Origin of the sequence: Caldicellulosiruptor acetigenus (genome assembly GCF_026914305.1) — a bacterium.
Lineage (GTDB): Bacteria > Bacillota > Thermoanaerobacteria > Caldicellulosiruptorales > Caldicellulosiruptoraceae > Caldicellulosiruptor > Caldicellulosiruptor acetigenus.
On the sequence record NZ_CP113866.1, the window covers coordinates 2,692,256 to 2,704,844 of the forward strand.

General features: G+C 37.3%; 10 protein-coding genes and 2 CRISPR repeat arrays. Of the genes, 9 read left to right on the top strand and 1 reads right to left on the bottom strand.

Annotated elements, in window-relative coordinates; genetic code table 11:
- Positions 1–409 precede the first annotated feature (409 nt).
- A CRISPR array of direct repeats spans positions 410–773; the repeat unit is 30 nt; unit sequence GTTTGTAGCCTTCCCGTTGGGGATTGAAAC.
- 322 nt (positions 774–1,095) lie between these two features.
- The 9 genes from OTK01_RS13005 (at position 1,096) to OTK01_RS13045 (ending at position 11,670) form a co-directional block, all read left to right on the top strand.
- Positions 1,096–1,476 (top strand): hypothetical protein, encoded by a 381-nt coding sequence (locus OTK01_RS13005; RefSeq protein WP_013433710.1) that lies wholly within the window; start codon positions 1,096–1,098, stop codon positions 1,474–1,476.
- Positions 1,477–1,623: 147 nt separating this feature from the next.
- Positions 1,624–2,127 (top strand): CRISPR-associated protein Cas4, encoded by a 504-nt coding sequence (gene cas4 / locus OTK01_RS13010; RefSeq protein WP_013433711.1) that lies wholly within the window; start codon positions 1,624–1,626, stop codon positions 2,125–2,127.
- Positions 2,124–3,119 carry a type I-B CRISPR-associated endonuclease Cas1b gene (gene cas1b / locus OTK01_RS13015; protein ID WP_029228543.1) on the top strand — a complete coding sequence of 332 codons (996 nt, stop codon included), beginning with the start codon at positions 2,124–2,126 and terminating at the stop codon, positions 3,117–3,119. Before cas4 ends, cas1b begins: the two co-directional genes overlap by 4 nt.
- A 15-nt stretch (positions 3,120–3,134) precedes the next feature.
- Positions 3,135–3,398 carry a CRISPR-associated endonuclease Cas2 gene (cas2, locus tag OTK01_RS13020; RefSeq protein WP_014043408.1) on the top strand — a complete coding sequence of 88 codons (264 nt, stop codon included), beginning with the start codon at positions 3,135–3,137 and terminating at the stop codon, positions 3,396–3,398.
- Between the two features lie 76 nt (positions 3,399–3,474).
- Entirely contained in the window at positions 3,475–5,403 is a 1,929-nt protein-coding gene (locus OTK01_RS13025; RefSeq protein ID WP_029228544.1) for a TIGR02556 family CRISPR-associated protein, read from the top strand.
- 51 nt (positions 5,404–5,454) lie between these two features.
- Entirely contained in the window at positions 5,455–6,438 is a 984-nt protein-coding gene (gene cas7b, locus OTK01_RS13030) for a type I-B CRISPR-associated protein Cas7/Csh2 (protein ID WP_029228545.1), read from the top strand.
- A 22-nt stretch (positions 6,439–6,460) separates the two neighbouring features.
- The gene (gene cas5b, locus OTK01_RS13035; RefSeq protein WP_029228546.1) at positions 6,461–7,192 is read left to right on the top strand and encodes a type I-B CRISPR-associated protein Cas5b; all 732 of its coding nucleotides are present in this window, start codon (positions 6,461–6,463) and stop codon (positions 7,190–7,192) included.
- Positions 7,167–9,635, top strand: coding sequence for a CRISPR-associated helicase/endonuclease Cas3 (locus OTK01_RS13040; protein WP_029228547.1), 2,469 nt, complete (start codon positions 7,167–7,169; stop codon positions 9,633–9,635). Before cas5b ends, OTK01_RS13040 begins: the two co-directional genes overlap by 26 nt.
- Positions 9,636–10,019: 384 nt before the next feature.
- Positions 10,020–10,583: direct repeats of the CRISPR family, unit length 30 nt; unit sequence GTTTGTAGCCTTCCCTTTGGGGATTGAAAC.
- Between the two features lie 157 nt (positions 10,584–10,740).
- Positions 10,741–11,670, top strand: a complete 930-nt coding sequence (locus OTK01_RS13045) for an Rpn family recombination-promoting nuclease/putative transposase (protein WP_269011620.1) — start codon at positions 10,741–10,743, stop codon at positions 11,668–11,670.
- A gap of 73 nt (positions 11,671–11,743) precedes the next feature.
- Here OTK01_RS13045 and OTK01_RS13050 read toward each other — a convergent pair whose 3' ends face one another.
- A complete protein-coding gene (locus OTK01_RS13050) occupies positions 11,744–12,571 on the bottom strand; it encodes a hypothetical protein (protein WP_029228549.1) in 828 nt (275 codons plus the stop codon).
- Between the last annotated feature and the right edge of the window lie 18 nt (positions 12,572–12,589).

Here is a 12,589-nt window from a genome sequence, read left to right on the forward strand (position 1 = left end):
ATCTTATCTTTTCATTCATTCACCTTCTATCTCTAAGATTTCTTAATTTAACTATATCGAAGCTAAAGTGCAAAAAAGCAAAAATTATGTTCAGAAGAACTCTGTAAATCATCCTCTTTGCATTTATTATAAATATAAACTGTTTTGAGAATTTATATTCACCTTGACCAAAAGTCACTTCCGTCGACCTACGGTGCAAAAATTTTGAGGTTTGTTTTGTATGCGGTTTCATTTAGGTGATGTACGGCTTTATTTGGAACGCTGCCAGCAGCTGGATAGACGGAAAGCAAACATCAAGTTTCATTGCTTGATTTTCTTCTTATGAGGTAACTTATCCACAGATGTTTCGATATAAAAACATTGACATAGGTGTATAATCTTGATATAATAATTTCAAGCACTTGAACATGTTTGTAGCCTTCCCGTTGGGGATTGAAACATATTAAACAGCGACGTTTTCTCGTTCTCGCTTGCAATGTTTGTAGCCTTCCCGTTGGGGATTGAAACGCTTTCTGGATATAGTCCACGTAAAGCCAATGATAAGTTTGTAGCCTTCCCGTTGGGGATTGAAACAATTCAATACCAAGATTATGAATGGATTGATGAGGGTTTGTAGCCTTCCCGTTGGGGATTGAAACAAAATCTTGAGACTTTCAATCATTGCTTTTCCCCTCGTTTGTAGCCTTCCCGTTGGGGATTGAAACGTTGGAGTGCAGAAGAGGCAATTGCTTTTTTAAAGTGGGTTTGTAGCCTTCCCGTTGGGGATTGAGGTGGGGAAGGGGTTTGTAGCCTCCCCTTGGGGGATTGAAACGGAGAACAAGCACCATTCTCAATGCGACTTATTGTTTCGTTTGTAGCCTTCCTTTTGGGGATTGAAACATTGCTGAAAAATTTTCTTTTCAGGCACCTCATCATGTTTGTAGCCTTCCCGTTGGGGATTGAGAAAAGAAGAGAGTTTTTACCCTTTCCTTTGGGAATTGTGAAGAAAGGAATTGCAAATCCTAAACTTCGCAAAAAATTTGACTTCAGCTTTTCTCTTTTTTGTCCTATCATCAAAATTAGAAAATCCCTTTTGTTAGAAGGGGGAAATAAAACATGTCTTATCTTCCAAAGAGTCCAAAGGAAGTTTATGAACAGATTTTACTTGAATACCAAGCCTATTCAGAGTTTAAAAAAAGAATAGAAGGAAAGTGTTACCTGCCACACGATCCTGAAAATGTCCTTTATCTGTACTGCAATTCCACTTTCAATGAAGAATATGAAGAAATGTTGAAAAGCAAACAAATTGAAAATTACGTTGAGCCCCAAACCGAAGAAGAGTGGGAATACTATGCCGAAGAAGATGAATATTGCAAAGAAGAATTCGAAAACGACTTTGAGTTTTTTGATGCAGACTATGAAATGTCAAGCGAAATGGATGATATAGTTGACGACCCTGATTTTTGGGATTCTTTTGATTATGAGTGGGGCGACTGATTTTAAAACTGTCTTAAAAAAACTTTAATGAATAAAGTAAAATTTACATTAACTTCGCATAAAATTTGACCTTAAAAAGTAGTGTCGAACAGATATAATTAAAATTGCAAAGTTTGTGGGACAATCACTTGAAAGAAGGAAAAGAAGTTGGAAAGGTTTTTAGATATCAAAGGACACATTGTGCAGGCATATGTAGTTTGCAAAAGGCAGGCTTGGCTTCTTTCGCGCAACATAAGCCCTGTGCAAGACAATCCTTTTTTGGAGATTGGCAAGTTAATATCGCAACAGTTTTACAAGCACGACAAAAAAGAAGTTTATTTTGACGGCGTTGTTTTAGACCTTATCAGAAAAGAAGATGAGGTTTTGGTGGTGGGAGAAATAAAGAAGTCATCAAAAAAAGTTGCTGCAGCAATACTTCAGCTAAAATTCTACCTTTACAAGCTTTTAAAACACAACATAAAGGCCCGCGGAAAGCTGCTTATCCCTGAAGAGAAAAAAACATATGATGTTGAGCTGACATTTGAAGACATAGAAACAATTGAAAGTTTGCTCAGCGAAATCACTGAAGTTCTTTCATCTTTTCTCCCTCCGCTGCCTCAAAAAATCAAGGCATGTGCAAAATGTTCGTATAAGGAGTTTTGCTGGGCATGAAAAGACCTATTTACATTTTTTCAGACGGTGTCTTGAAAAGAAAAAACAACACTCTGTACTTTGAAAGTGAAGGTGTGCAAAAGTTCATACCTGTTGAAAATACTTCTGAAATTTACATCTTCGGAGAGGTGGAGCTGAACAAAAGATTTTTAGAGTTTTTGACTCAAAGTGAGATAATTCTACACTTTTTCAACAGGTATGGCTACTACGTTGGAAGCTTTTATCCACGCGAATACTTAAACTCTGGTTACATGATTTTAAAACAGGCAGAGCATTACCTTGATACACAAAAGAGGCTTTCTCTTGCCAGAACATTTGTTGAAGGCGGCTACAAAAACATGAGACAAGTTTTAAAATACTACCAGAGCCGCGGCATTGATGAGCTTGAGCGATATATCCAGCAGATGGAAAACTTATTTGGCAGCATTTCCAACATCAATGATATTAATACTCTCATGGCAATCGAAGGAAACATCAGGCAAACCTATTACTCAGCCTTTGACCTCATCATAGACAAGGATGACTTCAAGTTTGAAAAAAGATCAAAACGTCCACCAAAAAATGCACTCAATGCACTCATTAGTTTTGGCAATTCAATGATGTACACAATTGTTCTTTCAGAAATTTACAGAACTCACCTTGACCCGCGAATAGGATATCTTCACACTACAAATTTCAGAAGGTTTACACTCAACTTAGACGTTGCTGAAATCTTCAAGCCAATAATTGTCGACAGGCTTATCTTTTCAATAATCTCAAAGAACATGTTGAAGCCAGAGCACTTTGAGCAGGATTTAGAGGGAATAGTTATCACAGATTCTGCAAAAAAGCTCTTTATTGATGAACTTGAACAAAGACTCTCAACAACAATCTCTGTTAAGAACATTGGTAATTATGTTTCATACAGGCAGCTTATAAGAATAGAGCTTTACAAGATTGAAAAGCATCTCATGGGCGAAAAGGAATATCAGCCGTATGTGAGCCAGTGGTAGCGGGGTGAAGAAAGGTTGTACACTATCCTTGTGTACGATGTTAATGAAAAGAGGGTTGCAAAAGCTCTAAAGGTGTGCCGAAAATACCTCAATTGGGTGCAAAACTCTGTCTTTGAAGGTGAAATTTCAGAGGCAAAGCTGAAAAAGTTAAAGTTTGAGCTTTCCCAAAAGCTAAACCTCCATGAAGACTCTGTTATTATCTACAATTTTCAAAGCCGCCTCTATTCCCAAAGAGAGATACTGGGTGTTGAGAAAAACAACTTAGACAGATTTATATGAAAATTAAGTCAAATGGTTGAAATTCTAATTTAGTTGTGTTAAGCTAAATTTTAGTAAAATCAAAGAGGTGCAAAATATGATTGAAGCTGTTGCTGAGATTGGAAAATTCTTGATTGAGAAAAAATCAAAAGCTTCAGGCAAAAGCTGCGCTGATGACCAATCAAGCAATCTTTCATCATTTTTAACACCTGTGGAAAGCGAAAAGGTGATTTTGATTTGTCTTAAACAAAAACAGACAGGATTTGAATACCGTGGGCTTGACCTTCAAAATCCCCTTGTCTCAAGAGCTCAGCTTTATCTTTTCAGTCAAGGAGCAAAAGGCGGTGGTACAAACTATTCACCTGTGTGCATTTTGACCAAACCCAAAACTTCAAAAACCATGACAGAGGAGCAGGTAAAACAAGCCACAAAAGAACAGGTTGAAAAGGTGTTTAGGCAAAAAGTGGAGAACTGGTTTTTAAACAAGGCACTGCCTCTTGCAAAAAAGCTCTCAAAGCAGGGGGATATATCAAAAGAAGATGCCTATTTTATTCAAAGTATCTCTCAGGCTGTGAATGAAAACAGAGAAAAGATAATTGAAGATATCTCTGAGCTACTTTTTGATGTTGAATTTGAAAAACAAAAAAGCAGTGCTCTTTTGACCTTTTCAATTGATGGAAAATACATCGGTGAATATGAAATATTTAAAAGTTTTTTGCTGGAACTTATAAAAGAAAGGGCTGAAAGGTCAAGCTCACAGGACAAGACTTGCTCTATTTGCAAACAAAAAAGAGAAAATGTATCTGGCACGGTCAATGTTTTCAAATTCTATACAATAGACAAGCCCGGTTTTATCAGGGGTGGGTTTTCATCTGAGAACGCATGGAAAAACTTCCCCGTGTGCTCAAACTGTCAGATACACCTCAGTGAGGGAAGAAAATATTTGGAAAAAGAACTGCAGTTTAAGTTTTACAACTTTAAATACCTTCTCATTCCCAAGCTCATATTCAGCACAAGCTCTGCATATTCAGAGGTGCTTGACATCTTACAAAATACCAAAAAAGAAATTAGCCTTGGTGAAAAGGTCTTGGAAAGGATTACTGATGATGAAAATGAAATCTTAGATGTAATAAGCACATTCAATGATTCAATCTCAGTGACATTCCTGTTCATGGTTCCACAAATGGGTGCTGAAAGAATAGTCCTGATGATTGAAGATATCCTTCCCTCACACCTCAAGAACATATTTGATGCAAAAAGACATACAGAAAGAAAATACCGAATGGTTTTTAATAATCCTGACATTAATTTTACCTTCCAGCAAATTAAACACTTTTTCTCAAAGAGCAACCGTCTAAAGAAAAAGTCTGACCTTGACAGCTATTTTTTAGAGATAACTGAGAGCATCTTCAAGAAAAAACTTATAGATTTTCAATTTTTGGCAGTTCATTTTTGCCGAAGACTGCAAGACAGCATCGCAAATAACGACTTTTTCGACTTTTACATTTCCTGCAGCTATGCAATAGAGGTTTTGGAGTTTTTAAACAAGCTTGAAATTTTAAAGCTAAAAGGAGATGAGTTTGGTATGTCTTATGAAACTCCGTTTGATGAGATTTTAAATGAATTTCCTGTTGCATCTGCAAACCCCGCTGTGAAAGGAATTATCCTTGTTGGCGCGCTTTGTGACATGCTTTTGAGAATTCAGTCAGTGGGTCTTAAAAAAGCGCCCGGAAGAATGCCGCCGTTTGCCAAAAATTTGAAAGGGCTTAGGTTAAAACAAGCTGATATCATCTCACTTCTGCCAAAGATTGAGAACAAACTTATGGAATACTCAGCGTTTGGCAAGGCAAAGAAACTTGTTGCTACCACAGCATCAGAGCTTTTGCTAAAAGCCCCAGCTGACTGGAAGCTCTCAAGCGATGAGGTGAGCTTTTACTTTGCCTGTGGTATGAATCTTGGTCAAAAAATCAGGGACCTTGCAAAGAAATTGACAAATGACACTGAAGAGGCTGAAGATGAAGAATAAAACCTTGTGTTTTTAAAAAAATTCAAATAATCAGAAGGGGGAATTTTCAATATGGAAAATTTAAACAATAACATTATCAAAAACAGGTCTGAAGTTCTGTTCTTATACGATGTGACAGATGCAAACCCAAACGGAGACCCACTTGATGAAAATAAACCAAGAATTGACCCTGAGACAGATACATGCATAGTGACAGATGTGCGCTTAAAAAGAACTTGCAGGGATTACTGGGCAGAGTACAAAAACCTTCCTGTTTTCATCTTAAGAGAAATCTCTGAAGATGGAAAGCTCATGACAAAATCTGACAAATTCTCAAAGTACAATCTCAGCAAAGACAAGCTAAAAGATTACATTGACATAAGACTTTTTGGTGGTACTACCACTTTAAAAAGCAAGGACGAAAAGAGAAAAAGCAAGTCAGATGAAGACTTATCAGAGGAAACCGGCGCAATTACATTTACGGGACCTGTTCAGTTTAAATTCGGAAGGTCTTTGCATAAAGTTGAGTACATGCTTGTAAAGGGCACAACAGTTATGCCATCTGGAGAGGGTAAAGACCAAGGAACATTTACAGAATGCTATATTCTACCGTATGCGTTGATTGCTTTTTATGGTGTTGTAAATGAAAATGCGGCTTTATGCCAAGAGTTGCCTGTAACAGAAGAAGATATCCAGCTTCTTTTAGAGGCTCTTTGGTGCGGAACCAAAAACCTGATTTCACGTTCAAAGTTTGGTCAGATGCCAAGGCTTCTTGTAAGGGTTGAATACAACCAGAGCGGTTTTTACATTGGTGAACTTGACAAACTTGTAAAGCTCATCTCCCAAAAGTCAGATACTGCTATACGTTCACCAGAGGACTTTCAGCTTGATATCACAAGACTTGTTGAAAAACTCACAAAGCATCAGGATAAGATTCAAAAGGTGCAAGTTTCTGTTGACGATTCTATCAGCTTTGTCTATGAAGGAAAATTTGTCCAGCTAAAAGATGCTCTTTCTTTCTTGGGTGACAGGGTCAAACTTCTTCAGTTTGAGTAATTAAATTTCAAGGTGATGTGAGATGAAAGTAGCTGTATTTGATATCAAAGCCGACTTTGGTTTTTTTGGGAAGTTTTACTCAACATCCTCGCCAATAACATACCCCTTCCCACCATTCCCAACCATTCAGGGAATGGTGGGAGCTATCTTGGGACTTGACAAAAAAGAATATCTTGACATTTTAGAATATGGTAAGTTTCGCGCCGGGATTAGAATTTTAAATCCTGTGAAAAAAATCAGAATGGGAATAAATCATATCGATACAAAAGAAGGAAGATGGCAGCCTATAAAAACTAAAAACCGCCAGCCACGAACACAGATTAGGTTTGAGCTTTTAAAAGATCCTTGTTTTAGGATATACGCCACACATACATCAGAGAACATTTTTTCAGGGCTTGTAGAGTTTTTGCAACAGCACAGAAGTTACTTTACACTTTCAATGGGTCTTTCTGAATTTCTTGCTGATTTTGAATTTGTTGGTATATTTGAGGCTTTTGAAAAGACCATGCCAGATGATTATGTAAACCTTTGCACGCCAATTCCTTTAAGCTATTTAGATAGCAAAGTGGAAATACCTCTTCGGATTGAAGCCGGAAAAAGCTACTTTAAAGAGAGAATGCCACTTTACATGCTCAGTACACGAGAAGTTGTAAAATACGAAGATGTCATTTTCGAACCTACTGGTAAAGAACTTTTAGCAAGACCATCAAGTTATGTGGAGGTCCAGAATGGAAAGAACATCCTTTTGTTTTGATAGCAAAAATTTGTCTGGCCTTTTTTCTCATCCCGGCAAAGACGGCAGTATACAAGGAGCAAAACCGTTAGAGGTTCATCTTACAAACACAAGCATTTTAGCCAACTGCTTTGCTTCGGAGAAAAACATTGCACTTTGTTCAACAAAGTTTCTATCCCAGATTGCAAAAATTACAGCCTTGCTGCATGACATCGGCAAGGCAACTTCTTTTTTTCAAAAGTATCTTTTTGATAAAAAGAAAACAAAAAGCAGGCACACGCGCCACTCTCTGATCTCTGCTATTTGCGTGTGGGGAACATTAAATAGGCTCATTGAAGAAAAGAAAATCCAAGAGGATAAAACTTTTGAAGGTTTTACTGCAATTTTAGCATTTTTTGCGACTTTAAAACACCATGGCGATTTAGAAGCAGCATCAGATATGCTCTTGCTCTCAGAAGATGATATAGAACTTTGCTACGAGCAAATTGAGAATATTGACAAAGAGAAGTTTAATACTCTTATTTTAAATATTTCCTGCCTTTGCCCTGAAATTGGTTTTCTGACAATTGATAGCTTAAGAGAATTTGTAGACCATGCAAAAGTCTCAATAAAGCTTTTTAAAAGAGCTTTCAGAAAACTTTTTGACACAGAGATGAAATTCTTTTTCATGCTAAATCTGTTGTATTCTATCCTCCTGGATGCAGACAAAACAGAGGCAATCTTTGGCACTTTGGTTGATATTCCAGAGCTAAACCTCTCTTACACCGACGTTGACAGTTTCAGGAGAAGAATTTTCAAGCCTGAAAACTTCGAAAATTCAATAAAAGCTTTAAGAGACAGTGCTTTTGAAGAAGCAATAAATTGTGAGATTGACGAAAATAGACGAATCTATACTCTCTGTCTTCCAACAGGGCTTGGAAAAACTATTATCTCTTTTGCTTTTGCACTAAAGCTCAGAGAACTTGCACAGAAGAGATTTGGCAGCAAGTTTAGAATAATTTATTCTCTTCCTTTTTTATCTATCATTGAGCAAAATTATGACGTCATATCTAAGATTTTGAGCTTTTGCGGCCTTGACATAACCTCAGACATCCTTTTGAAGCACCATCACTTAAGCGATATCGTCTACAAAACTAAAGATGGGCTTCAGAACAACCAAGAGGAAATCTTTGACACAGATATTGCAAAACTTCTGATAGAAGGCTGGAACTCAAACATAATCGTCACAACATTTGTCCAGTTTCTGGAGAGTATTATGACAAACAAAAACTCCAACATGAGAAAATTCCACAGAATTGCAAATTCGATTATTATTCTTGACGAGGTGCAGGCTATAAACTCAGAGTATTGGTTTTTGTGCAAGAACCTTTTTGAGAAGATGTGCTCAAGTTTGAACTGCTTCATTATACTCTCAACTGCCACAATGCCGTTTATTGTTGACAAAAAAACTGCTGTTGAGATAGTAAAGCCAGAAAAGTATTTTGACAAACTTTGTCGAACAGTGCTGCATTTTGACAATAATTTTTCAAAAATAGGGCTTGAAGAATTTGTGGCAAAATTTGAGTTTGAAAAAGAAAAAACATACCTTTTTGTTATGAACACTGTAAGCAGTGCAAAAAAATTGTACGAACTTATAAATCAAAGATTTCCTGATATGCAGGATGAAATTACAATTCTGACAACTCATATAATTCCAAAAGAAAGATTGAGAAGAATTGAGCAAATTAAAAATAAGAAATACAAAATTGTTGTATCAACCCAGCTTGTGGAGGCAGGAGTTGACGTTGACTTTGACCATGTTGTAAGAGACATTGCTCCGCTTGACTCAATCATCCAAGCAGCAGGGAGGGCAAACAGGGAAGGCAAAAAAGGAAAGAGCAAAGTAACAGTTATTGAACTTGTATCTGATAGAGGAAGGCTTTTCGCAACAGAGGTCTATGACAGTCTATTGATTGATGCAACCAAAAAGATTTTAAGTCAATTTCAAAAGGTTGATGAAAGTAAGTTTGCAGAGCTAATCTTTGAGTATTACAAAGAGCTTGCAAGGCGCGGCGTAATCGAGACAAGCAGCGATGACAAAGGTACATCACAAAAATTTCTTGAGGCAATTTACAGACTTCTTTACACCTCATCCGACTCTGAGACAGATGCAATCGGAAGTTTTAAACTTATTGAGGATGAACCTTACAAAGTGGATGTGTTTGTTGAGGCAGATGAAGAGGCAAAAATTATCTGGCAGGGATTTGAAGAAATTTGTGAGATTAAAGACTTTTTTGAAAGAAAAAAGAGATTTTTGGAGATACGAAAAAGTTTTTATGACTACATCATCTCTGTTCCAAAGACAACAAATCTCCCTATTAATTTTGAAAATCTTATATTTCGTATACCACACAGCCAGCTTAGCGACTTTTATGACCCGATTACAGGTTTTAAAACAAAGGGGGAAAGCTACCTGAGTTTTTAACACTTTTTGCTTTCTCCCTTGTCATACCTGTAGGTTTAGAGATTTTACCTTGTTTTATTCTCCTTGCAGCACTTTTAATATAGCTATTGTTGTAATATTATTCATAATCTTTGAAGAAATCGTGAATACCAATACATTTTGACCAAAAGTCATATCTGTCGACCTCAGGTGCAAAATTTTTTGAGTTTGGTTTGTATTCGGTTTCATACTTGTGGGCTGTAGGTTTGAATGGATTTCTGGCAGCAGCTGGATAGACGGAAAGGTTTGATAGGCTCCTTTTCTTTGATACACCTAAATTTGTTCCAGTTTTAATGGCATGTATTAAAATAAAAACATTGACAGCGGTGCATAAAGTTGATATAATAAAATCAAGCTTCCCAACCTGTTTGTAGCCTTCCCTTTGGGGATTGAAACAAATCTCAGCCATTTCTTTTTGTTTGAGTCCTTTTTCTGTTTGTAGCCTTCCCTTTGGGGATTGAAACTTAGGTGCTTTATAATATTCCAAAACTAAACCGCCAGTTTGTAGCCTTCCCTTTGGGGATTGAAACACTAAATCTTTAAACCTTTCCCTGTGCAACTTCATCGGTTTGTAGCCTTCCCTTTGGGGATTGAAACTTCCTTCATACTGTTCATCATTGCCCCAGCTATTTCCTGTTTGTAGCCTTCCCTTTGGGGATTGAAACTGTTTCTTGCATTATTTCGCACCGCTTCTCTGATAGGTTTGTAGCCTTCCCTTTGGGGATTGAAACATGTAAACTGCTAATTCGCAGCTAAGAGGCTGTTTAGTTTGTAGCCTTCCCTTTGGGGATTGAAACAAAGGTAACTGGTCGTATTCAAGCAAGATATACGCTCTGTTTGTAGCCTTCCCTTTGGGGATTGAAACATACATCTCAGATAGTAAATCTTCTAACAAATCAGGTTTGTAGCCTGCCCTTTGGGGATTGAGGTGTAGGTTGTGTTCGTAGCCACTTCTTTGTGGATCGAAAAGAAAAGAGGGTAAGCCACCTCTGGGGAACTGTATTTGCAAAGTATTTTTTGTTTCTATAGTGTGGTATAATAAAAGTGTACAGAAAAATATACAACCTGAGAAAAAGGAGAAAAAACTGTGTGCGAGAAATTACCACCAAAAGAGCACGATACAACGTTCAAGTTTTTGTTTGCAGACAAAGAGGAGATACTTTTGCTTGTAAAAGACATACTGCACTACACATGGGCAGACAACATTGAAGAAGACACAATTGAGCTTGTCAAGACAAACTATGTAACTCAGCAGTTTTCGCAGGTTGAGGTTGATGTTGTAGCAAAAGCAAAACTAAAGGACAAAGAAGTGTATTTTTATATCCTGATTGAGAACCAATCGAAGGTAAAAAGAGAAATGCAACAAAAGATTTTAAAATACATGATAAGTCTATGGGCAGAAGAAATAAGAAAAGGGGTACAAATCCTGCCGGCAATTATACCGATAGTTGTGTACAACGGAATAGGTGAGAGATGGAATGTATCAACAGACCTTATGGAGGCGTTTGACATATTCAAGGATGATGTATTCAGGTACAGAGTAGTTGACATAATAGAGCTTGATGCGAAGAAGCTTTTAGAAAGAGAAGAGGATGTGCTGACACCGATAGTGTTTTATCTTGAGCAGGCAAGAGAAGACAGGAGTGAGCTTATAGGAAGGCTTTTGGAAGTTGAGAAGAACTTAAAGAAGCTGAGTAAAAAGAATGTAGACAGATTTTTGGAGTGGTCGTATCATATTATAAGACCGAGACTGGCTGAAGAGCAAAAGTCAGAGTATGATGGTATTGCAAAACGGGTTAAACAGGAGGGAGTGGAAGCTATGGGTGAGTTTATATCAAATGTTGCAAGACTTTTGGATGAGGCAAAGACAAAAGATTTTTTGGCAGGCAAATTTGAAGCAACAATCGAGTTTGCGAAAAGGTTAATACAAAAGGGTTTTAGCGATGAAGAGGTTGCAGAACTTACAGATCTTCAGATTGAAAAAGTTAAAGAGTTGAGAAAATCCATGGTAAATTGAGATGGTTTAAACATATGTTCATTAAAAAAACAAAAAAGCTGCAGCCAAAATGGCTGCAGCTTTTTAAATATTTTTACTTTTCGTCAAAATCGTCGAATAGGTCTGAGATGTCGAACTTTTCGGTGTCCTCTTCTTCAAAAAAGGTGTCAACCTCGTTTTTCTCTTCATATTCTATGTTATAATATTCACACATAAAGTCTGCAACAGCAATGTTTAGGTCAAGCTCGCCTATCTGGTCTGATATTGAAAACGGGTCAAGCCTTTTCCACAGTGTCTTGATATCTTTTTCCTTATCAAGATGGTCAATGAAAATTTCAAGCCCGACTTTATCAAGCGCAAGTACTATTGTCTGTCCGGCTTTGACAGGTGATTTTTTGCTTGGTTTTGCAAGAAATACTTTGAGCAAAAATTCAACTGCCATCCTGTCTGCATGGGTTACAAACCTCTTTTTACAGTTTTTGCATTCTAAGTACGCAACATCTGCAAAGTTTATAAGCCCAAGCTTTGCAAGATACCCTTCGTCCTGCCATTTGAGCTCAAGCTCATCTTCCCCACACTCAGGACAGATGCTCGGCTGCACAGTGTCCTTTACAAGGTTGTGGAAAAACTGATGGTCGCTCTCTGCCCCAGAAGGGTGTATATCTGATAACTTTTCAAGCCAGCACAAATTGGCATTGCAAGCTTCATCTTTTTTGTCCTTTTTGTGCGGGCACAGGCCAAAGTACAGCGGGCAAAATTTAAAGTACAAAAAGTCTCTTATCCCGCCAAAGCTTATATATTCATCTTTCATGAGCTCTCTTATTGCCGCGTTTTCTGAAAGCTTCTTTTCAACAAAGTCAAGAATTGTCTGTTCTTCAGCAGGCTTTATTAAATTTTTGTTTTTATAATCTTTATTTTTCATAACAATACCAGCCTCTTT

Bases quoted from the DNA above. Each gene is read 5' to 3' on its own strand.
- OTK01_RS13005 (WP_013433710.1), top strand. From the start codon at position 1,096: ATGTCTTATCTTCCAAAGAGTCCAAAGGAAGTTTATGAACAGATTTTA.
- cas1b (WP_029228543.1), top strand. From the start codon at position 2,124: ATGAAAAGACCTATTTACATTTTTTCAGACGGTGTCTTGAAAAGAAAA.
- OTK01_RS13025 (WP_029228544.1), top strand. From the start codon at position 3,475: ATGATTGAAGCTGTTGCTGAGATTGGAAAATTCTTGATTGAGAAAAAA.
- cas7b (WP_029228545.1), top strand. From the start codon at position 5,455: ATGGAAAATTTAAACAATAACATTATCAAAAACAGGTCTGAAGTTCTG.
- cas5b (WP_029228546.1), top strand. From the start codon at position 6,461: ATGAAAGTAGCTGTATTTGATATCAAAGCCGACTTTGGTTTTTTTGGG.
- OTK01_RS13040 (WP_029228547.1), top strand. From the start codon at position 7,167: ATGGAAAGAACATCCTTTTGTTTTGATAGCAAAAATTTGTCTGGCCTT.
- OTK01_RS13050 (WP_029228549.1), bottom strand. From the start codon at position 12,571: ATGAAAAATAAAGATTATAAAAACAAAAATTTAATAAAGCCTGCTGAA.